This window comes from Paenimyroides viscosum (assembly GCF_003858535.1).
GTDB lineage: Bacteria > Bacteroidota > Bacteroidia > Flavobacteriales > Flavobacteriaceae > Flavobacterium > Flavobacterium viscosum.
This window is the reverse complement of record NZ_RQTJ01000003.1, coordinates 9,237-35,579: the sequence shown is the minus strand read 5'-3', so window position 1 is coordinate 35,579 and position 26,343 is coordinate 9,237. Positions and strand designations below refer to the sequence as shown.

Here is a 26,343-nt window from a genome sequence, read left to right as displayed (position 1 = left end):
TTATTTTTTTTGATAAAATCCGACTAAAAAATCGGGGTTATTTTCCTTTAAATAATCATCTTCCATTTTAAATAATTTATCTAAAATTTGCTGTTTTTCGTCGTTCAAATCAACAAAATGATAAGCGATATCTTTAAAAACACTCATTAAAATATTCCCGCCAAAAGATCGTTCTTCAATTACGTTAAAATAATTGTAAACGGTGTCTAAAATATTTGCTGACGAAACACTCTCTGATGGATCTGCCAAATAAACACGCAGCAAACCGTTACCGTAAAACTTGTTTTTTGTTAAATTAGTTGCACCTCGTACCTTATATTTTTTTGGAATGATACTTAGTGCATTGTTAATAGCTTGGATTTGCTTCTGGGGAAATTGAAATCTGTTTGCACCAACATATTCGTTAATAAACAAGCATCCGTTATCTTTTAAAGTTGGAATTATTTTGTTTTTAAACAATTCGTCTAATGGCGAAAAATGATGAAGCGATGCGTGAAAAACAACCAAATCGTAATAATTATCTTTAAATGTGGTTTTGTAAATATCTTCGCACTTAAAATGAATGTTGTTTAATTGTTTTTCTTGTGCGATTTTTTGAGCTTTTTCTATGTTGTTTAAGCCTAGATCGACACATAAAATCTCACTGAAAATATTAGTGAAGCCTGCATAATAAATTTCATGCTGACAAGTGCCTGAACCTAGCGAAAGAACTTTTAAATCTTTTTTATCTTTTAAATGGTGGTTGATTAAATAATCTCGAAAATCGGTATTTTCATTGCCCGAAATCATTTTATTCCAACGTGTTTGTACTGCAGGAACATCCCACCAATTGGTGTTTTCTAATCGAAAAGTATTAAAAGCGCTACTGATTCTTGATTCTTTTTTAAAAGAAAACTTCGATGCAATAAAGCCAAAACCTCTTTGGTTAAGCTTGGTGTAAACATCAATAAAATCTTCTTTTGTAAGTAATCGAATCATTTTTTAAACTGTTTTCTGAACTACTTCAAAAACTTTACCTTCATCACATTTCAATGTTTTAGCAGGATATTTCAACAATAAAGCATAATCATGCGTAGCCATTAAAATAGTACGTCCGTTTTGGTTGATTTGCTGTAGAACTTCCATTACTTCAACACTTGTTTGCGGATCAAGATTTCCAGTTGGTTCATCGGCTAAAATCAACTCGGGATCATTTAACAAAGCACGTGCAATTGCCACACGTTGCTGCTCGCCACCCGAAATTTGATGTGGCATTTTACGAATATGTTGCAACATACCTACACGGTCTAAAACGTCTTCAATACGTGCATTCATATCCACTTCGTTTGTCCAACCGGTTGCTTTTAAAACGAACAATAAATTTTCGAAAATATTTCTATCTGGAAGTAATTTAAAATCCTGAAAAACAACACCTAATTTACGTCTTAAAAAAGGAATATCGTTTTGTTTTAATGTTCGTAAATCATAATCAACAATAACGCCTTCGCCTTGTTTCAAATCTAAATCGGCATAAAGCGTTTTCATTAAACTACTTTTACCAGAACCGGTTTTGCCAATTAAATAAATGAATTCACCTTTGTGAATATCAATATTAACATCGGCTAAAATAGGCTCGGTATCTTGAAAAATGGTTGCGTTATGTAGTTTTAATATAGATGCTGACATGGATTTTTTTTGTAAAAATATCAAAAGTTATGCGTTAATAAAAATTCAATCTTAAAAAATGAAGTTTTAATTTTTTTACAATCTGTTTTTAGAAAAAGTAAAACCAATTTTAGCAGTCATATAATTATAATTGTTTATATACTTTTCCCAATTTGGATGCGTTTCTGTACGCATTTTATTAAATGTGTATTTTAAACCAAAAGTTACATACGCTCTGTTGCCAATTTTATGTTGATAATCAAGCCCTAATCCCAATCCGTCACTTTCTGCATTCAATTCTTTACCATAGCCTTTTGTGGTGTATTGTGAATTATCATAAGAAAGGTAAGGTTCAATTAAACTTTCTTCAGTTATTGGCTGATAATAGCTTAAATAGAAACCTGGTGTAAAAACAGTTGTTTTTTCAAAATGACCAAAAAAATCGTTACTTTTCACGTCCATTCTATGCAAATTTAAATGCAAACCAATTGTAAATCGGTTATAACTAAAAATTCCTAAACGCGCACCAATTGCCGGAAATGCTTCGGAATGTGCATCACCCATCATACTCTCATTAGGTGCTAAATTTGAAAACCCCAAAGTAAATTGAAACGTATTAACAAAATCAATATTCGATTTTTTTTCTTCTTGTGAATAACTTGATAACGATACCAATACGCACATTAATACAAATATCTTTTTCATAATTAATAATTTAAAGTACCTAAATTAACGTAATAATTACTAGTGTTGTATTGAGATATGTATCCGTAATACTTACTATTATAACCATTACTAATCTTTATGGCATAAATGTTTGTATTGATGTTTCGTGGTAAACTTGTATTAATTTTGCCTGAAGCATCGGTCTTTGTTTTTATAATGGTATGACCATCATCTGCATAGTCATTAGAATTATTAAAGGTTATTTCGCCAATAGTGCCCGAGCTAGGTGAAGCATTGTAAACAGGATATATACGTACTTCGGTATTTTGCAATGGTACGTTATTACGCATTACTTTGCCTTCAATAATAATTCGCTCGTCATTTTCGTAGTAATCTCTAGTACAATTTGAAAACAATAATGGTGTTAAAGCTAATAAAAGTAATTTTTTCATAAGTTATTTGTTAGTTCAAGTTTCATTGCGAAACAAACAATTTCGTCTAATTTAATATAAAAATAGATTTCTTTTTCATTTATTAAAGAATAAATTGCAGCTTTTTGGTTAAAGGTTACTTCTTTTAAGTAATTAATATCTATTGCTTTTATGAGATTCTTTTCAAGAATAGTTAATGGTAAACAATCTAAACACCATTCAATATATTTAACGTTGTTTACATGATTTAGTGCATCTAAATCTGAAAATACGACTTGATGATGACTGACTAATTCTGCGTTTTGTAAAAGATCAATCTTACCAAACTTCTTTAGAGTTGCTTTTTTTTCAGGATATTTCTCTAAATGATCGTGAGCGATTGCTATAGCTTCGGGTCTGCGTTTTTCGGTATTTAAAACCACCCAAAGACTATTTCCACCGATTATTTTTTCGCCGTTCAAGAAAACATCAAAATCGCGAATGGTTTTTATGCCCGCAAGTGTTTCAATCCACGTTTCAATCTCAATAGTTTCGTGCCATTGTGGTAAATTTTCAATTTCGATACGCATGCTGCTCAAAACCCAAGCCTGATTATTTTGTTGCATATCAAAATAACTCATTCCGCCTAAATCTGAATGTTTTCCGGCAACTGCCTGCAATAAATTCATTAAATCGGTAATGCGAATTTTAGAATTTACAGCACATTTATCTATTGTTACGTGGCACGAACCTTTGTATCTTGATGAAAACTTATCGGGTAAATTCATTTATATAGCTTAAAATATTTTTTAAAGGTGTTTGATACGAAAACCATTTGGTATCCTCATTGCGTTTAAACCAGGTAATTTGTCGTTTGGCAAATCGGCGGGTATTTTTCTTGATTTCTTCAACAGCATTGGTTAACGAAATTTTCTCATCAAAATAATCAAATAATTCTCGATAACCAACCGTTTGCAAGGCATTTAATTGTTGGTATTCCTTTAAATTGGCAACTTCAAGCAACAATCCGTTGTTTAACATTATATCTACACGTTTGTTAATTCTATCGTACATAACTTCGCGCGGAGCTTCTAAACCAATAACAATAGGAGTGAAGTTGCGCTTGTTTTTTTCTTGATTTAAAAACGATGAATAAGGTGCATTTGCCGCCATTGAAACTCCAATAAAACGTTTCATTCGCTGTTGATTTACCAACGTTTGAGGATTGGTTGTCTTCAAAAAATCGAAATAGAAAGGATCTAACTGCTGTAATTTTTCCTGAAGATATTCAAATCCGTTTTCTTCGTAATTTTTATCAATTTCGACTTTAATTTCATGTGAAACATCCGGAAATTCATCAAATCCTTTTAAAATGGCATCAACATATAAACCTGATCCACCAACAACAATCTGAATATTACTTTTTAGAAATAATTCATCTAACAAAGGCAAAACTTCTTTTTCGTAATCGCCAACACTGTAATTTTCGGTGATTGATTTATTTTGAATAAAATGATGCGTTGCTTGTTTTAGCTCATCGGCAGACGGAACTGCTGTACCAATAGTCATTTCTTTATAAAACTGTCGACTATCACACGAAACAATATCACAATTAAAATGTTTTGCTAGTTCAATAGATAACGCAGTTTTGCCAATAGCGGTTGGTCCTACAATTATGATTAGGTAATTATTCGTCGATTTTAACTTCTCCATCAATAAATTTTTCGCCACAATTGTAGCAGTAATTTGCATACTCGTTGTAAATAAAGGTTTTACAGCGCGGGCAGTTGTTTTTTACGTTTTTATTTTTTCTGTTTTTAGATAATTCGGCAGTAACAATTCCGGTAGGCACGGCGATAATTCCGTAACCCATAATCATGATAAACGATGCTATTGTTTTACCAATTGGTGTAATGGGGGCAATATCGCCATAACCAACCGTTGTCATGGTTACAATACACCAGTAAATACTGTTTGGAATATTGGTAAAACCGTTGTGACGACCTTCTATTACAAACATAATTGTGCCTAAAATAACCGACATTACCAAGATAAAATAGACAAAAACCACAATTTTGTTGGCACTTGCCTTTAATGATTCTTTTATGTGTGATGATTGATTTAAAACTGGAATTAAATCTAAAATAGCGAATAAACGCAGTAATCGTAACGATCTAATTACTACTAAAGCTTCGGATCCTGGAAAGAAAAAGCTTAAATACATTGGTAAAAGCGACAGTAAATCTACAAAACCATAAAAACTAAAAATATAATTCAGCGGTTTTTTGTTACTTATAATTCGTAAAATATATTCCAGCGTAAAAAATACGGTAATAATCCATTCGCTGATAACAAAAAAATCGTGATGAATTTTGTCATACCGCACCACACTTTGCATCATAATTAAAAGTACACTCAGCAAAATTACGGCAAGCAATAGTAAATCGAAGGTTTTTCCAGCAATGGTGCCCGATCCGTAAATTACTATGTAAATTTTCTGACGAAGTAATTCGTATTTAGATTTTATATGTTTCATTCCTAAAACGATATAATTTTATAGTCTTTCTTTGTGGAAAGATAATGCTTCACAGTATTCAGCACATCTTTTGTGTAAATAAGCGGAATTAAAATTTTATTTAAAACCTGTGCATTTAGGATCTGATAATTCAGATCGAAAAAACAAAATCCTTTAAAAATTCCGTTCTCAATAACAACCGCGCTTTTTTCGTTTAAGTTTCTCCCCTTTAAAACAATAATTAAATTGTTGAATTTAAGTTGATTTCCAATTATTAACGAACTAAAAAGTTCATTGTGCAAAGCAGTTGGATAGTTAATGTTTTCTGCAGATGATAGTGCGTTTTGAACTTCTTCTACAATTTCGTTTTCTTTGTACAAATCATTAATAAACTGCAAGGCGTTTTTTTGATTTTTAAAAGATTGAACCGCATTTTTACGGCCATCGCTTTTATGAATTTTCAAGGTTTGGTAACCGTTCTCCAGTTTTTCTTGATAAACCGACCATAAAAAAGGCGATTTACGTTGCGTTGGATTTAAAACCGGTTTGTTGTGCAGTAATTCTTCGCGTTCTTTCAACAATGCGATTAATTCGTTTCCTGTTTCTTCAAAAGTTACGGTATAAACCTCTTTTTGAATACGTTTGGCAATTTTGGTATCGGCAGTAAAAATCTGATTTAATTTTTTGCGGATATTATTGCTTTTTCCTATAAAAATAATGTTTCCTTTATCGTTATGAATGTAGAAAATTCCAATTGATGAAGGTATATTTTCTAAAATATCGAACAACTTCGGAGAAATTCCCTGATGAACTTCGTTCTTGATTTGCTGTTTTACAATTTGTTTGTCGATATCTTTATCTAACAACAACTTAAAAAGTTTAAGCGTAGCCATGGCATCACCGCTTGCTCTGTGTCTATCAGCGATTGGAATTCCTAAAGATCGAACCAGTTTACCTAAACTATATGCTTGCGCATCGGGCAACAAATTTTTTGACATTTCTACCGTACACAATGTTGATTTTTGAAATTTGTAACCTAATCGGTCAAATTCTAACTTCAAAATACGGTAATCAAACGGAGCGTTGTGGGCAACAATAATGCAGCCTTCGGTAATTTCAATGATGCGCTTGGCAACCTCAAAAAACTTTGGCGCCTGACGTAACATCGCATTATTTATTCCGGTAAGTTTAACAACAAACGGCTGAATTGGTATTTCGGGATTAACCAGACTTATAAACTGATCTACAATTTCAACACCGTCAAACTTATAAATAGCAATTTCGGTAATTCCTTCTTTATTAAATTGCCCGCCGGTGGTTTCTATATCTATTATTGCGTACATTCTTCAATGTCAATTTCAATTTCAAAAATCAATGACAATATTAAATACAATTTTTTAAAATTGAAATTTGCAATTGATATTGTAATTGCTATTGAAAAACTATTTTTTATTAATTATCATTTTCGAAGAAATTGCTATTAATTCTTCAACTTCGTTTAAAAAGCTAAAATACGAAAAATGTTAATGAAGTAGATAATTATGTTTAATCTGTTTCAAATTATTTCAGCTTTTTTTGATATTGCTTTTGATGTTGAATTGTAAGTATAAAGCGTGCTTTCAATAAGTTCATAATACAATAAATAATTATGAATTACTTTTACAAAAACATTTTTAATGTCGGTTTTTCTGCCAGTTAGCGGAAATTGTTTTAAAAAGATTTAATTGTTCAAATATTAAAGAGTTTAGCTTTATACCGAAAGATTTTGATTTATTGCGATTATTCCAATATTGAAGTATTTCTGTTAAATCATTTTTGGCTTTAATTGTCCAAACTATTTGCTCAACCATTTATTCATCTCATTTTCAACTTCGGTATGTGATAGAATTTCGCCATTTTTTACTTGATTTCTACCCTCTAAAACAGCTTTTTTTTCATCTTCGTTTGTGTAATACACAGTATCATCACTCTGAAATTGGAGTAACTGCAATAACTCTTTTAATTGAACCACATCGGTAATTTGAGTGATTTTATTAATTAGATTGAGTTTTAATTCGGCTGAATTCATAATACTTGTAATTTATTGATAGTAGTAAAGTTACGAAAAAATAATTTCAATTTATGTTACCTTCCTCCGAAAATCGAACTTCCAATTCTAACAATGGTACTTCCGCATTCAATGGCAATTTTGTAATCGCCACTCATGCCCATAGAAAGTTGCTGAAAATGACAGTTTGGTAACTGATAAGGTTGTAAATAATCGAAAATATCTTTTAATGATTGAAATTCTTTACGAATTACTGCGTTATCTTCTGTAAAAGATGCCATTCCCATTAAGCCGATTATTTTTATGTTTTCTAACGATTTAAATTCGTCTGAATGTATCAATTGCAATAATTCATCATGAGCTAAACCAAATTTCGATTCTTCGGTTGCGATATAAACTTGTAACAAACAAGGAATCACGCGACGCCATTTTTTTGCGTTTCGATTAATTTCAACCAATAATTTTAAACTGTCAACACCATGAATTAAACTTACATAAGGTGCCATGTATTTTACCTTGTTGGTTTGTACGTGACCAATCATGTGCCATTGAATATCTTTGGGCATTTGTTCCCATTTTTCGGTCATTTCCTGAATTTTGTTTTCACCAAAAATTCGTTGTCCAGCATTATAAGCTTCCAACAAATCGGCAACAGGTTTTGTTTTAGAAACAGCAACCAAATGAACATGTTCAGGTAAAGTATTTTTTATATTTTGTAAGTTTTCAGCTATGCTCATTTTTTTAACCACAAAGTTTTTAAGTTTTTACACAAAGTTTTAAAGAATCGTTTATAATTATTTTAAATAGGTTTAACTTAAAATTCGTAAATAATTAAACCATTACGCAGTTTAGGTTCTATGTAAGTACTTTTTGGAGGCATGGTTAAATCGTTATCGGCAAGGGTTTTAATTTCGTTTACCGATGATGGATACAATATAAAACCAATTTTAAATTCACCATTATCTACTTTGTTAACCAGTTCCATAATATTTTTATTTCCCGGTATGTAACTAATTCTGTTATCGGTTCTTAAATCTTTAATGTTTAATAAAGGATTTAATATTAAATCGTACAGAATTTGAGCGTCTAAATTATCGCTTATCTGTTCTTTATCAGGAATATTCTTTAAAGTTAACGAATAAAACGATCCTTCCAAATACATACCAAACGTATATTTTTCTGTCGGTTTCCAATATTCGTGAACCTTTTCAACCGAGAATTTTTCATTTAGAATATTCAGAAATTCATCGGTTTCCATACCGTTTAAATCATGAATTAATCGGTTGTATTCGTTAATCTGTATCAGCTTTTCGCAAATTAAAAAGCTCATAAAATAATTCATATTATTGCTGGCATTCTTGCTGTTTTCTTTTAAAAGTAAATCTGAAGTAGCAGAACGATGATGTCCGTCGGCAATATATAAATTTGGAATTTCCTTAAAAGTTTTTTGAATAAAATTTAATTCTTCTTCAGAATCAATTTTCCAAAGTACATGTCGTTCACGATTGGTTGTTGAAAAATCATACAAAGGCGTTTGATTCATTTTTTTGGCAATCCATTGTTCCAATTCGTCACAATTTGGATACATCATTAAAACCGGTTCGGTATTAAACTTGGTTTCTTTAAAATAATCCTTTAAATTTTCAACGCGATATTTTAAGGTGTTTTCGTGTTTTTTAATCACATTGGTTTCGTAATCTTTCAACGAAGTTCCTGCTAAAATTCCAACGAAATTATTTTTTTTCGATTTAATCTGATACAGATACATTGCCGGATTTTCGTCCTTAATTAAAATTCCATCGCGCTTAAAATCCTGATACTTTGTTGCCACCATTTTATAACGACGCAATGGATCGATCTTTTCCTGATTGATAAATGCTAAATTAACAATATGAAGAAACGAAAATGGATTAAAATCGAGCCACGAAGCCAGTTCGGCTGCCGAATAATCATCGTACGGACGCGTAGTTACCAACGAAACTTTATCTGCCGCTGGGCGAACTGCTTTAAAAGGAATTATATCTGCCATTAAATAAAAACTTAATATAAACTAGGTAACGTTTTTTGTCATTCTGAGTTTGTTTAGGAATCTCATATCAAATATAAATAATGAGAAGCCGCACTTCGGCTACGCTCAGTGACCAGTTCGGAATGACAAAAGGTTTGAAATTAGTATGTATAAAGGTACTAAATGTATCTATTAAAAATGCATAAAGACAATTGAACAGCGTTCAATCGTCTTTAAAACTTTATTTTATATCAATTTACGAAAACATTTTTGCAACTTTTTCTGCTTTTTTGCTTTCAGAATAATCATAAAAACCTTCACCAGATTTTACGCCTAATTTTCCTGCCATAACCATGTTTACCAATAATGGGCAAGGAGCGTATTTAGGATTTTTAAATCCGTCGTACATTACGTTTAAGATCGATAAACAAACATCTAAACCAATAAAATCGGCTAATTGTAATGGTCCCATTGGGTGTGCCATTCCTAATTTCATCACCGTATCAATTTCGCTAACACCGGCAACACCGTTGTACAATGTTTCGATAGATTCGTTAATCATTGGCATTAAAATACGGTTTGCTACGAAGCCTGGATAATCGTTTACTTCGGTTGGAGTTTTTCCTAAAGCAACAGATAAATCCATGATTTTTTTGGTAACTTCATCACTCGTGTTGTATCCACGAATAATTTCTACCAATTTCATAATAGGCACCGGATTCATAAAGTGCATACCAATTACGCGTTCCGGGTTTTTAACAACCGCTGCAATCTGCGTGATAGAAATAGAAGAAGTGTTTGATGCCAAAATAACATCTTCTCTACAAACTTCACTTAATTCTTTAAAGATGTTTAATTTTAGGTTGATGTTTTCTGTAGCAGCTTCAACAACTAAATCTACATTTACAACACCGTCTTTAACATCGGTATACGTAATAATATTTTCAATAGTAGCTTTTTTATCAGCTTCGGTAATTGATCCTTTCGCAATCATACGGTCTAAATTAGACACAATTGTGTTCATTCCGCGTTCTATTGCTTTGTCTGAAATATCAATTAAACAAACTTTAAATCCTTTTTGTGCAAATGTATGGGCAATTCCGTTACCCATTGTTCCTGCACCAATTACAGCTATATTTTTCATTTTTATGTTTTAATACGAATTTATGCGAATATACTTTTTTTAATTTATTTACCGAAACAATTAATGATTCTGTGCGCAATTCTTAATGCTTCTGTACCGTCTTCTAATGTTACAATTGGCGTGGTATTGTTGTTAATGGCATCGGCAAAAGTTTCCAATTCATCTAAAATGGCATTGTTGCTTTCTACCGAAGGATTATCGAAATAAATCTGTTTTTTAACGCCTTCTGCATTTTGAAGAATCAAATCGAAATCGCCCGGAACTTCTGGTGCATCTTTCATTTTTACAACTTCACAGATTTTATCAAGATAATCGACAGAAATATAGGCGTCTTTTTGGAAAAATCGAGCTTTACGCATATTTTTCATTGAAATTCTGCTTGATGTTACATTGGCAACACAACCGTTTTCAAACTCAATACGTGCATTGGCAATATCGGGTGAATCGCTAATTACGGCAGTTCCCGTTGCATGAATATTTTTAACCGGCGATTTTACAACGCTTAAAATGGCATCGATATCATGAATCATTAAATCTAAAACCACAGGAACATCGGTACCGCGCGGATTAAATTCTGCCAAACGGTGCGTTTCTATAAACATTGGGTTGTGAATTTTATCTTTCACCGCTTTAAATGCAGGATTAAATCGTTCCACATGACCAACTTGCCCTTTTACATTATATTCTTTTGCAAGTTCAATAATATGTTCGGCTTCTTCAACAGTGTTCGAAATTGGTTTTTCCAGAAAGATGTGTTTACCTGCTTTAACCGCCTCAACTGCACAATGATAATGCGAAAGGGTAGGTGTTACAATATCAACCACATCAACCGCTGAAATTAAATCGCTTATAGAATCGAATGATTTATACCCAAATTCTGCAGAAACTTTTCCGGCATTTTCTTTAGAGGGATCGTAAAAACCGACCAATTTGTATTTTAATGATTCATTTAACAATCGTAAATGGATTTTTCCTAAATGACCTGCGCCTAGTACGCCAATTTTTAACATAATGAATGTTTTTTGCAAAGTTAGAATATATTTGAAAACCGAAGTGTTTTATTAGCTGAAAGTTACACAACAGCTAAAAAAGATTCTATTGAAAAGCTTGTATTAACATTGAAATTATGTGTAATTTTGGACTGTAATGAAAGGATATTAAAACGTGAAAGATACTGCAAAACATCAAGGCTTACGAAACCAATTGGTAAAATTACTAGCACAAAAAGGCATTTACGACACCAATGTTTTAAATGCTATGAATGCGGTGCCACGCCATTTGTTTTTAGAATCGGGATTTCAAGATTTTGCGTATCAAGACACTGCTTTCCCAATTGGTGCCGGACAAACCATTTCACAACCTTACACCGTGGCTTTTCAATCGCAACTACTACAAGTTAAAACCGATGATAAAGTGTTGGAGATTGGCACGGGATCGGGTTATCAAACAGCAGTTTTGTGCAAAATGGGTGCGAAGGTTTTTACTATTGAACGTCAGAATGAATTATATCGAAAAACATCGGTTTTATTACCAAAATTAGGCTATCGACCGCGAGTTGTTTCGTTTGGTGACGGATACAAAGGTTTACCTAAAGACGCACCTTTTGATAGTATTATTGTTACTGCTGGTGCACCCTTTGTTCCACAACCATTATTGGCGCAGTTAAAAATAGGAGGCAGGCTGGTTATTCCTGTGGGAGATGATGTTCAGGTAATGACGTTGTTAATAAGAACATCGGAAACGCATTTTGAACAACATGAATTTGGCGATTTTAAGTTTGTACCTATGTTAGAGGATAAGAATAGGTAGTTTTTTATTGTAAATTAGTTTCTATTAAAACAATATTCCTTTTATCCCAAATCCTTATTTTCTACACTACATTCATTAATCTTAAACACTTAGTTATAAAACTATCACAATAAAATTTACATTCCATTGCAAAACATTGTTTTTAGATGTAAATTTGCACAGCAACACACAAAAAATATGAGTTCAGACAATTCTACAAATCGTTATGCGCAACGCGGGGTATCTGCCCAAAAAGAAGATGTGCACAATGCTATTAAAAATATAGATAAAGGATTATTTCCTAAAGCTTTCTGTAAAATAGTTCCCGATTATTTAACAAATGATGAAGATTATTGCTTGATTATGCATGCCGATGGCGCTGGTACAAAATCGTCTTTGGCGTATCTTTATTGGAAAGAAACCGGCGACTTATCTGTTTGGAAAGGTATCGCACAAGATGCCCTTATTATGAATATCGACGATTTGTTGTGTGTTGGTGCTACTGACAATATTATGTTATCATCTACAATTGGTAGAAATAAAAATCTGGTTCCAGGCGAAGTTATTTCGGCTATTATTAATGGAACGGAAGAATTAATCAATGAATTAAAAAAATTCGGGGTGACCATTCATTCTACGGGTGGCGAAACAGCTGATGTAGGTGATGTTGTTCGAACAATTATTGTAGATTCTACCGTTATGGCTCGAATGAAACGCAGTGATGTAATTGACAATGCCAATATTAAACCAGGTGATGTTATTGTTGGATTAGAATCTTTTGGTCAGGCAACTTACGAAAGTGAGTACAATGGCGGAATGGGAAGCAATGGTTTAACATCTGCACGACATGATGTTTTTGCACACTATTTGGCTGAAAATTATCCGGAAAGTTTTGATCCTTCAGTACCAAAAGATTTGATTTATTCGGGTGCTAAAAAATTGACAGATGAAGTTGAAGGATCTCGAATAAACGCTGGTAAATTAGTACTTTCTGCAACTAGAACGTACGCACCAATTATAAAAGAAATTTTAGCAAAATACAATGCAAATGATGTTCACGGAATGGTTCACTGTTCTGGTGGCGCGCAAACAAAAATTTTGCATTTTGTAGATAATGTTCACGTAATTAAAGATAATTTGTTCGATGTTCCACCATTATTTAAGTTGATACAAGAGCAATCGCAAACCGGTTGGAAAGAAATGTATCAGGTTTTTAACTGCGGACACAGAATGGAATTGTACGTTAAACCTGAAATTGCAGAAGAAATTATAGCTATTTCAAAATCGTTTAATGTAAACGCACAAATTGTTGGAAGGGTAGAAGCTTCTACTTCTAAAAAATTAACCATACAATCTAATTACGGAACGTTTGAATACTAATAATTTCAAGCTTATGGCAATTGATTACGGGGGAAAACGCACTGGAATTGCCGTGACAGACGAAATGCAGATCATTGCATCGGGATTGACAACTGTTGAAACAAAGAACATTTTTCCGTTTTTAGAAAATTATTTTAAAACAGAAAAAGTTTCAAAAATCATCGTTGGCGAACCAAAGCGTATGAATAATGAAGCATCTAGTATTGGAGCTGAAATTAATAAGTTCGTAGAAAAATTAGCAAAACTGTATCCGCAGATAGAAATTATCAGGCTAGATGAACGTTTTACCTCTAAAATCGCTTTTCAAACAATGATCGATAGCGGTTTAAAGAAAAAACAACGTCAAAATAAAGCGCTTGTAGATGAAATTGCAGCAACCATTTTACTGCAAGATTATATGAGCAGCAATAGATTTTAAAAGATAACGGAAGTTTAAAATAACAGGTCATTTTAAAATGTCAACAAACAAAAATACAGAAAGCGATGCAGTATTAATTGGTGCAGGTATCATGAGCGCTACACTTGGATTGTTGCTAAAGGAATTAAATCCTAAGGCAACCATTGAAATTTTAGAGCGTTTAGATAGTGCTGCCCAAGAAAGTTCAGATGCCATGAACAATGCTGGTACGGGGCATGCGGCTTTCTGTGAACTAAATTATACTCCAGAGAAAAACGGAGTGGTTGATACAACCAAAGCACTGAATATTTGTGAGCAATTCGAAGAATCGCGCCAATTTTGGTCGTATTTGGTTAAAAAGAACATTATTCAAGCGCCTAAATCGTTTGTAAATACAGTTCCTCACATGAGTTTTGTGTGGGGCGAAGAAAATGTAACGTTTTTAAGGAACAGATTCCAAGCGTTGAAAAAACAGCCTTTGTTTGCTGCTATGGAATATAGTGAAGAAGCTGTAACCATTAAAAATTGGGCGCCTTTAATCATGGAAGGTCGCGACTCTAAAGATAAAGTAGCTGCTACGCACATGAATTTAGGTACCGATGTGAATTTTGGGGAATTAACCCGTCAAATGATCAAGCATCAGGTAAATCAAGATGGGGTGAATGTTTCGTTTCAGACTGAAGTGTACGATTTAAAGCGCACAAAAGACAATAAATGGAATGTTTTTATAAAGGATTTAAAAACAGGACAAAAACGAACCATTACTACTAAATTTGTTTTTATTGGTGCTGGTGGCGCGTCTATTTTATTGTTAGAAAAATCGGGCATTCCTGAAGGAAAAGCCTACGGTGGTTTCCCTGTTTCTGGGCAATGGTTAGTTTGTGAAGACGAAAAGTTGGCAGAACAACATTTTGCTAAAGTGTACGGCTTGGCTTCGGTCGGAGCACCACCTATGTCAGTTCCGCATTTGGATACACGATATGTAAACGGTAAAAAATCATTGTTGTTTGGTCCGTATGCCGGATTTTCGACTAAATTCTTGAAAACAGGATCTTATTGGGATCTTTTTAAATCTATTTCTACAGGTAATATAGGTACTATGGTAGGCGCTGGTTTAGATAATATGGATTTAACCAAATACTTGATTTCCGAAGTAATGGCTTCAGAAGATAAAAAAGTTGAAGCCTTAAAAAAATACTTCCCTAATGCTAAAAAGCAAGATTGGCGTTTAGAAATTGCAGGTCAACGTGTACAAACCATGAAACGCAATAAAGAGGGTAAAGCCGAATTAGCTTTTGGAACGGAAGTGGTAAACGCTGCCGATGGTAGTTTGGCGGTATTGTTGGGTGCTTCGCCAGGTGCATCAACTACCGTAAACATTATGTTGAAATTAATTGCAAAATGTTTCCCTAACGAGTATAAATCAGCTGAATGGCAGGAAAAATTTAAAGAAATGATTCCTTCATTTGGATTGAAGTTAAACGATCACCCGGAATTATTAAATGAATTAAGAGCGGAAACTTCTAAAACGTTAGAATTGAAATATTAAAAGATAAATGTCTCTGTAATTTACAGATTGGTGTCACTTCGAGTAGGTTTTTCGCAATGTCCCGATAGCTATCAGGATGAAGGAAAATTGTATCGAGAAGTTTAGTATTGAAAGTTCTCGACTTCGCTCGAACTGACGGAGGTTTAGTAAATTTCTATTGAGTTTAAAATTCACTGCTCGTTTGTCATTCCGTAGAAATCTAAAAATATGCATTCAGTATAAAAACTATAAATGATTATCGGGAAGATTACACCAAGTTTTAATTTTATCGGCAATGTCATGCTGAACTTGTTTCAGCATCTCACAAGATCAAATAAAGATGAGATTCCGTGTCAAGCACGGAATGACACGCAGTATATAGACAAAAAGTGCTTTCTATATTTAATTTATGACACATTCTCAATATTTTGGTACAAGGTTTCAGATAATCATTAAACTATATATAAATCATAAAAAAATAACGACCGATTAATTATCGGTCGTTATTTTTTTACAAATCACCACAATTTTATCATTATTCAAATCAGTCGTAAAAAAGACATACGAATCGCCACCGTCTTTTATTTTATGTTTTTTACGGATTTCTTCTACTTTTAAAGGAAAATTACGCGTGGTAACATTGGCTTTGGTATTTTCTAAATACTTAATGTCTTTTTTATTGTACGAAATAACTTGTTCTATTTTAAAACATCGTCCCGGAAAATCAACTAATTCATCCGAGGTATATAAATGCGAATGCTTGTGCAGTTTACTAACGTTAAATACTTGAGCCACTTGATTATAAGCACCTGTTTTTAAATAACTACTGAATGGTTCGTATAAATAGTTTAGTGGATTAGACATCTGTGAATCAATAGTATCATTTAAAGAAAAAGTATCATGATGAATAGTTCCATTGTTGGAAATATTGACAGCGATCAATTCTGGCTGATCAATAAAACCTTTTTGCAGAACAATTAAAAGCTCTTTCACCTCGTTATGCAAACCAATAGCGTAAATTGTTTTAACGTTGACTAATTCGTTTAAAATTGACGAAATATCAAGTAACGGAGCTACTTTAATTAGAATGTTATCCGATTTTTCAAATAAAAATTCTTGTAATTCAACTACGTTTGGCGTACAATCTTTCAAAAGAAAAACTTTCGTTTTTTTATCATCTCTTCGAGCAGGATCAATGTAAATCCAATCAAATTTTTCAGTTGATTGCTCAAGATGAGAAATACTGTCGCCAGATATGGTTTCAATATTATCAACATTCATCACCTTAAAATTATGTTGAACAATTGCCGATAAATCTTCTTGAAATTCGCAATGAACAACTTTTTTAAAACGCTTTGCAAAGTAATAATCATCTACGCCAAATCCGCCTGTCAAGTCAATAAGTTTTTCACCAGAAATTAATTCGCTTTTAAATTTTGCCAAGGTTTCCGATGAAGTTTGTTCGATAGATAATGTACTCGGAAAAATAACATCTTCATTTGAAAACCAAGTCGGTAATTTCTTTTCAGCTTTTTGTTTTGATTGAATCTGATTTAAAATCCACGACCATTCGTAATCAGGAAACGGATTTTTCTTTAAAGCCAAAATATTAATGTTTTGCTTTAAGTTTTTGTTGATAAACTCTTTTAAATCAGATGTTAATAGCATAGGAATTTAAACTAATTATTCGCTAAAACAAACGTATGGCAACCAACAAGGGCAGCAGTTTCGGTACGCAAACGTGTGTTTCCTAAAGCAACGGGCAGGTAACCATTTGCAAGTGCTTTGTTTATTTCGTTTGTAGAAAAATCGCCTTCAGGACCAATCAATAAAGTATAATTCTGTTGTGTTTCAATTCGGTCTTTTAATTCAACTTTATCGCTTTCTTCACAATGTGCAATAAACTTTTGTCCACTGATTTCCTTCGATAAAAAATCAGTCAGTTTTATAGGTTCGTTTAAAACGGGCAGATACATTTGATTAGATTGTTTCATGGCACTGATCAAAATCTTATCGAAACGTTCGGTCTTGATAATCTTTCGTTCGGAATGATCACAGATAATAGGTGTAATTTCATCAACACCAATTTCGGCAGCTTTCTCCAAAAACCACTCGTAACGGTCGTTCATTTTTGTTGGTGCAACAACCATGTGAATTCTGAAATTTCTTGGCTCGGTAAATTGTGATTCATTTATTTTAACCACACATTTTTTTTCTGATGCTAAAATAACTTCACAAATAAATAAAAAACCTTTTCCGTTGGTAATGTGTAAAATAGAGCCTTCTAATTTGCGTAAAACTTTAATAATGTGTTTGCTTTCTTCTTTGTCAAAAACAAACTCATTTGTTTCATTGTCAATATCCGGAGCGTAAAATAACTGCATATTAATTATCAAATATTATTTTTAAAAGCTTTTAACTTTTCTCGTTGAATTCTTTTAAGTTGTCTTTTAGATTTATCTGTAAAAAGATGTCGTGACGTCACATATTGTTCATTTTTTATCCATAATAAGTATCTTTCTTTAAAATCAGATAAACCACTTTAATGTATGTAAGGTAAATAATATTCAATTAGGTTAGCATTCCCATTACAAAATTCAGCTAGACAATTCTGAAGTAAAGTTAATCTGTAATAATTCATTCCATCAATTCTATCTGCAATAATGATTGCAAGTTCACCAATGGTCAAATATCTTTCCAAACAGTCAGAATATACTTTAGTTTTGTTTGAGTCTAAGAAAAATTCTGATAATAGAGTTGCAGCTTTCCAATCATAAGCTAATATAACTTTACCAGCGTTTGTGTTTACGATTTCTCGAGAGTCTTTAGTTAAAGATATTTCTTTCAGTAATGAATATACTTCAATATTAGTTTGTGAAAAACAATTTAACTTCAAAAACAAAAAAAGAATTACTAAAATGTTCTTCATAACTATAGGGAAGATTTAAATAAGATTAACTTTTAAAACTCTAATCTAGCTTTAGAAACTACTTCATCATCACTGAAAATTCCTAAGCGGAATTTATGATAACCAACAATACCAATCATTGCAGCATTATCGGTTGTGTATTCAAATTTTGGTATAAAGGTTTTCCAGCCGTATTTGGTTTCGGTTTCTTTTAATGCTTTGCGAATGCCCGAATTTGCCGAAACACCGCCGCCAATTGCAATCTGGGTAATTCCGGTTTGTTCAACGGCAAGCTTAATTTTATCCATTAATATTTTAATGATGATGTTTTGCACAGAAGCACAAATATCATCGATATTCTCTTTAATAAAATTCGGATTTTTATGAACTTCTTTCTGAATAAAATATAAAATCTGCGTTTTTAATCCCGAAAAACTAAAATTCAATCCATCTACTTTTGGTTTGGTAAAGGTGTAAGCTTTTGGGTTTCCGTTTTGCGCATGTTTGTCGATCAAAGGACCGCCAGGATATGGAAAACTTAATATTTTTGCAGTTTTATCGTAAGCTTCCCCAACAGCATCATCCGTCGTTTCGCCTAAAATTTCCATATCAACAAAAGAATTCACTTTCACAATCTGTGTATGTCCGCCACTAATTGTCATCGCCAAAAACGGGAATGTAGGTTTATCAAATCCTTCTTCATCAATAAAATGAGCCAAAATATGAGCGTGCATGTGGTTTACGGCAATCAACGGAATATCCAACGCCATACTTAACGATTTTGCAAAAGAACCGCCCACCAGCAAAGAGCCCATTAAACCCGGGCCTTGTGTAAAAGCAATAGCACTTAAATCGGTTTTTTGTATGCCGGCTTTTTGCAACGCTACATCTACAACAGGCACTATATTTTGTTGATGCGCGCGCGAAGCCAACTCGGGAATAACTCCGCCGTACAGCTCGTGAATTTCCTGCTTTGCCACCACATTGCTCAATACTTTATCGTTGCATAATACGGCTGCACCGGTATCGTCGCACGAACTTTCAATAGCCAAAATGTACTTTAATTGTTCCATTGTAAAAAATCGGTATAATTTATGTGTATAAAGTCTACTAAATACCGTATTAACTTACATAAATTAGTATTTTTGTTTCTTTAAATTAAAAAGCAAATTTAAAACAAATAAGGCTATCAAAAAACTTTTTAAAATACTGTTTGGATTGCTGTTGGGCTTGGCGCTGGTTTTTATACTGGCAGCAGTAATTATTACAACACCCATAGTTCAGACAGAATTGGCGCATTACGCGACTACCAGAATTAACGAACAATTCAATATCCGAACATCGATCGGGCAGGTTGCCGTGCAGTTGGACGGAAGCGTTCTGTTGAAAAAAGTTCATGTTTTAGACGACCGAAATAACGATTTAGCCTATATTGACCGATTATATACCGATATTACCGATTTTAAACAGCTGACCGAAGGTAAATTGTTGTTTGGTAGTACCGAAATTCAGGATGTCAATTTTTTTATCCACAAATACAAAGGCGATACTTTAACCAATTTAGACAAGTTTATTGCTGTCTTTGACGATGGAAAACCCGGAAGCGGTAAGTTTTTAATGAAGATTGATCATCTTGATTTAACAAATGGAAGGTTCAAAATCACCGACGATAATACCGGAAATACCCCGATTGATTTTAAAGAAATGAACGGTTCTTTAGATAAATTGTTGGTACAAGGCGCGAATATTAATGCCGATATTAACAAGTTATCGTTAAAAGACAAGCGCGGCATTTACATAAAAGATCTGGTTACAAGTTTTTCTATGACGAAAACCGGCATGGATTTGAAACCGTTTGCTGTTGAAACCGAAGAATCGTACATCAAAGGAAATATTGCCATGCGCTATGCCGAAGGCGATTTGAAGTATTTTACCGAAAAGGTAAATTTGGCGGTTGATTTGAATAAATCAAAGGTTGCAACAAACGATTTAAAGTATTTTTATAAAGAATTTGGTGCCGATAACGTTCTGTACCTAACCACAAAAGCAACAGGTACGCTGAATAATTTTAAGCTGGAAAACACGCAGCTTTCTGATAAATTTGGATCTGAAATCATTGGAAACTTCACTCTAAAAAATCTGTTTGTAAAGAAAAATCCTTTTCGTGTTGAAGCAAATTTGAATCGCTTGAATATCACGCGTTCTAATGCCGTTGCGCTGCTTCCTAATGTTTTTGGAAAATCGCTGCCGGTTCAATTGGAAAAATTGGGTTTGCTTAATTTGCAGGGTTTTGTAGCGTACGAAGATTTTTATGTGGATGCCAATGTGGAAGCCACTACAAATCTTGGTTTTGCTAAAGCCGATGTGGAATTATGGAACGTAAATCAAAAACAAAATGCCACTTATAAAGGCGATATTGCACTTGATAATTTTGATATTGGCGGATTGATCGAAAACGAAAAAATCGGAACAGCAACGTTAACAGCAAGTGTAGATGGTAAAAGTTTTGATCCGGAATCTTTCAACACCATCATAAAAAGTCAGGTGCAGCAGTTTACGTTTAACAATTATTCGTATAAAGATATTACAATCGACGGTAATCTGAAGCTGCCTGCATACACTGGAACTTTGGTAAGTAAAGATCCAAATGCGCTGCTTGATTTCAACGGAACTTTAGATCTTTCAACAGACAAAACCGCAGTTGATTTTAAAGCAGATATCGAGTATTTGAATATGAATGCTTTGAATATTGTAAAAGATTCGCTGGGTGTTTTTAAAGGTCATTTTGAATTGGCGGGGACAGGAAAGAACTTGGATACGTTTGAAGGTACTGTTCTGGCGCAAAATGCAACCTATACCAATTCTAAAGAAACGTATGCATTTGACAGCCTTTCTATTAAATCGGAATTTCAAGAGAACAACATCCGCAGAATCGATATTAAATCAAATGATATTGTAAACGGATACATTCGCGGAAATTTTAAATACGACCAGTTAAAGGGAATTGTAGAAAACTCGTTGGGAAGTCTGTATAAAAACTATTCGCCTAATAAAATTGCCACCAATCAGTTTATCGAATACAATCTGGACATTCAGAATAAGATCGTCGATCTGTTTGTTCCAAAATTGGAGATTGCCGACGAAACATCTATTTCAGGAAAAATCACGGCAGATAACGGCGAATTTGTTTTAATAATGAACACGCCTTTTGTGAAGTATGGCGACAATAAACTGACCAATATTCAGATTGATGTCAACAGTCTGCGCGAAAATCAGAATGCATTTATCGCCATTGATACCATAGATTTAAAGGCTTACAAAGCGTACGATTTTGTATTGAACAATGCCAAGAAAAACGATACGTTGTATGTTGACACGCAGTTTAAAGGTGGAACTGAAGCTGCCGATAAGTATTACCTGAATTTCTATCACACGATTGATGAAGAAAATAAATCGGTAGTCGGAATCGAAAAATCAGAGATTCAGTTTAAAGAATCGCTTTGGTTTTTAAATGAATTCAACAACGATAAAAACCGAATTATTTTTAATAAGGAAATTAACGATTTTGTTATTGAAGACATTCAGCTTTCGCATAACGAACAAATGGTTTTGCTGAACGGAAGCATGCACGGAAATAATTACAAGGATCTGAATTTGGAATTCGAAAATGTGGAATTAGATAAAATAACGCCCGATTTAACCAATTTAACCTTTGCCGGATTAATCAACGGAAATGTTTCGTTTGTACAAGAGAACAATGTTTTTAAACCGAAATCAAAGTTGAATGTCGAAAATTTAGAGATTAACGATGTATTGCTTGGTCTGTTTAATTTTGAAGTTGAAGGAGATGAATCGTTGCAAAATTTCAATGTTCGATCTAATATTGTGAATGATTTTACAGAAAACTTTTACATGAACGGATTAATTTCTGTAAGCAAAGGTCAAAGCCGTTTAAATTTAGATGCCGGTTTTAACAAATTCAACCTAAAAGCCATTGCACCGTTTTTATCATCAATAATGTCAGATGTTCGTGGCGATGCTTCTGGTCGTGCTACCATTCAAGGAACACATAAAAATCCTGATATCGAAGGAAAATTGTATCTAACAAATGCCGGAATGCGTCCTGTTTTTACAGGTGTTGATTATCTTTTTGATGAAAATGCGCCGTTAGATGTTACCGAAAGTCAGTTCATTCTTAGAAACGTAAACATTACCGATTCTAAACACAAAACAAAAGGCTTGTTAAACGGAACAATATCGCACAATAAACTAAAAAACTGGAATATCGATGCCAAGTTATCATCAAATAATTTATTGGCATTAGATATAGATTATAAAGAAGGAACACCTTATTACGGCACTGCTTTTATAGATGGATCTGCAACCATTAAAGGACCTGTAGAGAATTTGGTGGTAAGTATTGAAGCGGAATCAAGAAAAGGAACAAACATTAAAATTCCTTTAGACGATGCCGGTGGTTTGGGCGACAATAATTTCGTTCACTTTTTATCACCACAAGAAAAAGCCAATCGTTTAAAAGGCATTGAAACTCCCGTAACAAACACTCGTTTTGGTGGTGTTCAGTTAAATTTTGAATTTTACATAACGCCCGATGCCGAAATTGAAATTCTGTTAGATCGCGAATCTGGTCACGGAATGAAAGGTAGTGGTGCTGGTTTTATTACTATGGAAATTAATACGCTTGGACGATTCAATATGTGGGGCGATTTTATGGTTTACAGTGGCGAATACAACTTTAAATACGGCGGAATCATTGATAAAAAACTCGATGTTGTTAAGTATGGAACCATTCGCTGGGATGGGGAACCATTAAATGCCATATTAGATTTAAAGGCGCTTTATAAAACACAATCTAATCCAGGGTTAATTATAGAAAGTTCACAAATTGATCGCAAAGTTGATACCGATGTATCTATAGTACTGCAAGGAAATTTAAGTAATCCCGAAATTGATTTCTTAATTGATTTTCCTAATGTAAGTTCAAGTATAAAATCAGAAATTGAATACAAACTTGCCGATAAAGATACACGCGAAACACAAGCGATGGCATTGCTGGCAACAGGCGGTTTTATCACAGCAACAACTGGTGGAAATGCAGTTTATGGAAGTTTGTTTGAACGTGCCAGTAGTTTGTTCGATGATTTATTTTCTGATGATGAAGGTAAATTCCGTGTTGGGTTGAATTATTCACAAAGTGAACGAAATCCGTTTAGAGATGATACCGATGCCGCTCGTGTTGGTGTAACTTTTTCTACACAAATTAGCGATCGTATTCTAGTAAACAGTAAATTGGGGGTGCCAATTGGCGGTCGTGAAGAGAACGTTATTGTGGGTGATGTGGAAGTTCAGTTGCTTTTAAATGACGATGGTAGTTTACGTGCGCGTGTTTTTAATCGTGAAAATGATATAAACTATATTGGTGAAGGCATTGGTTACACACAAGGAATTGGTTTAACTTATGAAGTTGATTTTAATACGTTTAAAGAATTGCTAAAGAAAGTTTTGGTAAATGCAGACAAACGTTCAAAAGCTAAAAAAGAAAATAAAAATAATAGCAACAACAATTCTTCTGATGACGATTACGGTGTAGATTATTTAAAGTTTCAAGAAAAACGTAGAGAAGATAATTCAGAAAATCAAAAAGATAAGCCAGAACCTAAATAGATTCTGGCTTTTTCAATTTATTTTGTATCTTTAAAATATTAGGATTAGATATGAAACCAAATAAAATAAAAAAAATAGCCGTCTTAACTTCAGGTGGCGATGCTCCGGGAATGAACGCTGCAATCAGGGCAGTTGTACGTGCTTGTACCTATTATGAAATTGCCTGTTACGGCGTTTTTCGTGGTTTTCAAGGATTGATAGAGAATGATTTAAAAGAAATGGGACCACGCGATGTAAAATACATTATTTCTAAAGGCGGAACCATTTTAAAATCAGCCCGATCTAAAGATTTCACAACTGCCGAAGGTCGAAAAAAAGCCTTTGAAACCATAAAATCAAATCAGATTGATGCCTTGATAATCATTGGGGGCGACGGTAGTTTTACCGGCGGAATGGTCTTTTCTAAAGAGTTCAACATTCCTGTCATAGGTATTCCCGGCACAATTGACAATGATATTTACGGAACATCGCACACCGTTGGCTACGATACAGCTTTAAATACGGTGATTGATGCTGTTGATAAAATTCGAGATACAGCAACATCGCACAAACGTATTTTCTTTGTAGAAGTTATGGGGCGCGATGCCGGTTTTATTGCGTTGAATTCAGGTATTGGCGCAGGAGCAGAAGAAATTTTAATTCCAGAAGAAAATATTGGTTTACCAAAGTTGTTAGAGAAACTGAAACGAAGCAAAGCTTCAGGGAAATCGAGCTGTATTGTCATTGTTGCCGAAGGCGAAAAATCGGGTAGAAATGTATACGAATTAAGTGATTATGTAGAAAAACATTTGCCAGATTATGATGTACGTGTGTCCGTAATCGGTCATATTCAGCGCGGTGGTTCGCCAAGTTGTTTCGATCGCGTTTTAGCAAGCAGATCCGGTGTTGCAGCCGTAGAAGCGTTGCTGAAAGGAAAAGAAAACGTAATGATTGGTCTTCAAAACGATTTAATAGCTTATACTCCGTTAGAAAAAGCAGTGAAAGGCGAAGCAAAAATCGACAATGAATTAATAAGAATATCAGATATATTATCTATTTAAGTTATGGAAAAAGTAAAAATTGGAATAAACGGTTTTGGAAGAATAGGAAGATTGGTTTTACGCGAATCATTTAAACGTAACGATGTGGAAATTGTAGCAATAAACGATTTAATGGAAATTGATCAATTGGCTTATCTTTTAAAATACGATTCGGTTCACGGAACGTTTAAAAAAGAAATTTCTGTCGATGGATCGAATTTGATCATCGATGGAAAAAAAATAAGAGTTACAGGAGAAAAAGATCCGTCCTTATTAAAATGGGACGAAGTTGGTGTAGAAGTAGTGGCTGATTGTTCGGGTATTTTTAAAACAATGGACAAAGCAGGTTTGCATTTGCAGGCAGGCGCGAAGAAAGTAGTAATTTCATCGCCGTCAGACGATATTCCAATGTTCGTAATGGGCGTTAACGATGAAAAAATCACGGCAAACGATACCGTTTTATCAAACGCATCATGTACCACAAACTGTCTGGCTCCGATTGCTAAAATATTAAACGATGAATTCGGTATTGTAGAAGGATTAATGACCACCGTTCACGCGGCAACAGCATCGCAATTGGTTGTAGATGGCGCTTCAAAAAAAGATTTCCGTGGTGGTCGATCTGCTTTAAATAATATCATACCAGCAAGTACAGGTGCAGCAAAAGCGGTTACCAAAGTAATTCCTGAATTAGAAGAAAAATTGACAGGAATGGCATTTCGTATTCCAACACCAAACGTTTCTGTAGTAGATTTAACTGTGAAATTGGCAAAACCTACAACGTACGATAACCTGATGAATGTTTTTAAAAAAGCATCAGAAACTAATTATAAAGGAATTTTAGGTTTTACAAACGAACCGGTTGTTTCGCAAGATTTTCTATCGGATACTCGTACATCAATCATCGATGCCGATGCTGGAATAGCGTTAAACGATACATTTTTTAAAATTGTATCGTGGTATGATAACGAATATGGTTATTCTGCCAAACTTTTAGACTTAATCGTTTATGTAAATAGTTTGAAAGCATAAATGCTACAAAATATAGTGTAGATTCTCTTAACAGTGTCAAAGCTTAAAACTTTGACACTGTTTTTTTATGTTCAACAGTTCAACGATTCAACGATTCAACGATTTAACAGTTCAACAAATCAACAGTTCAACACCCATCATCCAACATCCAACATCCAACATCCAACATCCA

Annotated in this window: 24 protein-coding genes; 7 read left to right on the top strand and 17 right to left on the bottom strand. The window is 33.6% G+C overall.

All coding sequences use genetic code 11. The features are described 5' to 3' along the window. The 13 genes from EG242_RS02255 to EG242_RS02190 all read right to left on the bottom strand — a co-directional run bounded on the left by EG242_RS02255 (window position 1) and on the right by EG242_RS02190 (window position 11,444). A complete protein-coding gene (locus EG242_RS02255; protein WP_124898295.1) occupies window positions 1-978 on the bottom strand; it encodes a class I SAM-dependent methyltransferase in 978 nt (325 codons plus the stop codon). Window positions 979-981: 3 nt separating this feature from the next. Next, the gene (locus EG242_RS02250; protein ID WP_124898294.1) at window positions 982-1,665 is read right to left on the bottom strand and encodes a cell division ATP-binding protein FtsE; all 684 of its coding nucleotides are present in this window, start codon (window positions 1,663-1,665) and stop codon (window positions 982-984) included. Window positions 1,666-1,740: 75 nt separating this feature from the next. Continuing rightward, complete coding sequence (locus tag EG242_RS02245) at window positions 1,741-2,349, bottom strand: hypothetical protein (RefSeq protein WP_124898293.1); 609 nt, start codon at window positions 2,347-2,349, stop codon at window positions 1,741-1,743. Between the two features lie 2 nt (window positions 2,350-2,351). Further along, window positions 2,352-2,762, bottom strand: a complete 411-nt coding sequence (locus tag EG242_RS02240; RefSeq protein ID WP_124898292.1) for a hypothetical protein — start codon at window positions 2,760-2,762, stop codon at window positions 2,352-2,354. After that, entirely contained in the window at window positions 2,759-3,508 is a 750-nt protein-coding gene (locus EG242_RS02235) for an acyl-[acyl-carrier-protein] thioesterase (protein WP_124898291.1), read from the bottom strand. The genes EG242_RS02240 and EG242_RS02235 overlap by 4 nt, the downstream gene beginning before the upstream one ends. Then, window positions 3,492-4,433, bottom strand: a complete 942-nt coding sequence (gene miaA / locus EG242_RS02230; RefSeq protein WP_124898290.1) for a tRNA (adenosine(37)-N6)-dimethylallyltransferase MiaA — start codon at window positions 4,431-4,433, stop codon at window positions 3,492-3,494. Before miaA ends, EG242_RS02235 begins: the two co-directional genes overlap by 17 nt. Further along, on the bottom strand, window positions 4,408-5,256 hold the full coding sequence (locus EG242_RS02225; protein ID WP_124898289.1) for an ion transporter: 849 nt from the start codon (window positions 5,254-5,256) through the stop codon (window positions 4,408-4,410). Before EG242_RS02225 ends, miaA begins: the two co-directional genes overlap by 26 nt. 2 nt (window positions 5,257-5,258) lie before the next feature. Continuing rightward, the gene (locus tag EG242_RS02220) at window positions 5,259-6,578 is read right to left on the bottom strand and encodes an exonuclease domain-containing protein (RefSeq protein ID WP_124898288.1); all 1,320 of its coding nucleotides are present in this window, start codon (window positions 6,576-6,578) and stop codon (window positions 5,259-5,261) included. Window positions 6,579-7,069: 491 nt separating this feature from the next. Continuing rightward, on the bottom strand, window positions 7,070-7,303 hold the full coding sequence (locus tag EG242_RS02210; RefSeq protein WP_124898287.1) for a hypothetical protein: 234 nt from the start codon (window positions 7,301-7,303) through the stop codon (window positions 7,070-7,072). 56 nt (window positions 7,304-7,359) lie between these two features. Then, window positions 7,360-8,019 (bottom strand): YggS family pyridoxal phosphate-dependent enzyme, encoded by a 660-nt coding sequence (locus EG242_RS02205; RefSeq protein WP_124898286.1) that lies wholly within the window; start codon window positions 8,017-8,019, stop codon window positions 7,360-7,362. A gap of 77 nt (window positions 8,020-8,096) precedes the next feature. Next, entirely contained in the window at window positions 8,097-9,311 is a 1,215-nt protein-coding gene (locus EG242_RS02200; RefSeq protein ID WP_124898285.1) for a DUF1015 domain-containing protein, read from the bottom strand. Window positions 9,312-9,546: 235 nt separating this feature from the next. Beyond that, window positions 9,547-10,434, bottom strand: coding sequence for a 3-hydroxyacyl-CoA dehydrogenase family protein (locus tag EG242_RS02195; RefSeq protein ID WP_124898284.1), 888 nt, complete (start codon window positions 10,432-10,434; stop codon window positions 9,547-9,549). Window positions 10,435-10,478: 44 nt separating this feature from the next. After that, on the bottom strand, window positions 10,479-11,444 hold the full coding sequence (locus EG242_RS02190; protein ID WP_124898283.1) for a Gfo/Idh/MocA family protein: 966 nt from the start codon (window positions 11,442-11,444) through the stop codon (window positions 10,479-10,481). Between the two features lie 154 nt (window positions 11,445-11,598). On the opposite strand from EG242_RS02190, the gene EG242_RS02185 reads away from it, so the two are divergent. The 4 genes from EG242_RS02185 (at window position 11,599) to mqo (ending at window position 15,548) form a co-directional block, all read left to right on the top strand. After that, window positions 11,599-12,243, top strand: coding sequence for a protein-L-isoaspartate(D-aspartate) O-methyltransferase (locus EG242_RS02185; protein ID WP_124898282.1), 645 nt, complete (start codon window positions 11,599-11,601; stop codon window positions 12,241-12,243). Between the two features lie 177 nt (window positions 12,244-12,420). Next, complete coding sequence (locus EG242_RS02180) at window positions 12,421-13,602, top strand: AIR synthase related protein (RefSeq protein ID WP_124898281.1); 1,182 nt, start codon at window positions 12,421-12,423, stop codon at window positions 13,600-13,602. A gap of 13 nt (window positions 13,603-13,615) precedes the next feature. After that, window positions 13,616-14,020 carry a Holliday junction resolvase RuvX gene (gene ruvX, locus EG242_RS02175; RefSeq protein WP_124898280.1) on the top strand — a complete coding sequence of 135 codons (405 nt, stop codon included), beginning with the start codon at window positions 13,616-13,618 and terminating at the stop codon, window positions 14,018-14,020. Between the two features lie 37 nt (window positions 14,021-14,057). Continuing rightward, on the top strand, window positions 14,058-15,548 hold the full coding sequence (mqo, locus tag EG242_RS02170) for a malate dehydrogenase (quinone) (protein ID WP_124898279.1): 1,491 nt from the start codon (window positions 14,058-14,060) through the stop codon (window positions 15,546-15,548). A gap of 468 nt (window positions 15,549-16,016) precedes the next feature. Here the strand turns inward: mqo and EG242_RS02165 are convergent, their stop codons facing one another. The 4 genes from EG242_RS02165 to tsaD form a co-directional block, all read right to left on the bottom strand. Beyond that, complete coding sequence (locus EG242_RS02165) at window positions 16,017-17,195, bottom strand: THUMP-like domain-containing protein (protein WP_124898278.1); 1,179 nt, start codon at window positions 17,193-17,195, stop codon at window positions 16,017-16,019. A gap of 11 nt (window positions 17,196-17,206) precedes the next feature. Next, window positions 17,207-17,911 carry a 16S rRNA (uracil(1498)-N(3))-methyltransferase gene (locus EG242_RS02160; protein WP_124898277.1) on the bottom strand — a complete coding sequence of 235 codons (705 nt, stop codon included), beginning with the start codon at window positions 17,909-17,911 and terminating at the stop codon, window positions 17,207-17,209. Between the two features lie 158 nt (window positions 17,912-18,069). Beyond that, complete coding sequence (locus EG242_RS02155) at window positions 18,070-18,456, bottom strand: hypothetical protein (RefSeq protein ID WP_124898276.1); 387 nt, start codon at window positions 18,454-18,456, stop codon at window positions 18,070-18,072. 32 nt (window positions 18,457-18,488) lie between these two features. Continuing rightward, complete coding sequence (gene tsaD / locus EG242_RS02150; protein ID WP_124898275.1) at window positions 18,489-19,508, bottom strand: tRNA (adenosine(37)-N6)-threonylcarbamoyltransferase complex transferase subunit TsaD; 1,020 nt, start codon at window positions 19,506-19,508, stop codon at window positions 18,489-18,491. 145 nt (window positions 19,509-19,653) lie between these two features. Between tsaD and EG242_RS02145 the strand changes: the two genes are divergently transcribed. Genes EG242_RS02145 through gap form a run of 3 tightly spaced genes read left to right on the top strand, consistent with a single transcriptional unit; the run spans window position 19,654 to window position 26,171 of the window. Further along, window positions 19,654-24,120, top strand: coding sequence for a translocation/assembly module TamB domain-containing protein (locus EG242_RS02145; RefSeq protein ID WP_124898274.1), 4,467 nt, complete (start codon window positions 19,654-19,656; stop codon window positions 24,118-24,120). A 50-nt stretch (window positions 24,121-24,170) separates the two neighbouring features. Beyond that, entirely contained in the window at window positions 24,171-25,160 is a 990-nt protein-coding gene (gene pfkA / locus EG242_RS02140) for a 6-phosphofructokinase (protein WP_124898273.1), read from the top strand. A gap of 3 nt (window positions 25,161-25,163) precedes the next feature. Next, window positions 25,164-26,171, top strand: coding sequence for a type I glyceraldehyde-3-phosphate dehydrogenase (gene gap, locus EG242_RS02135; protein ID WP_124898272.1), 1,008 nt, complete (start codon window positions 25,164-25,166; stop codon window positions 26,169-26,171). Window positions 26,172-26,343 lie beyond the last annotated feature (172 nt).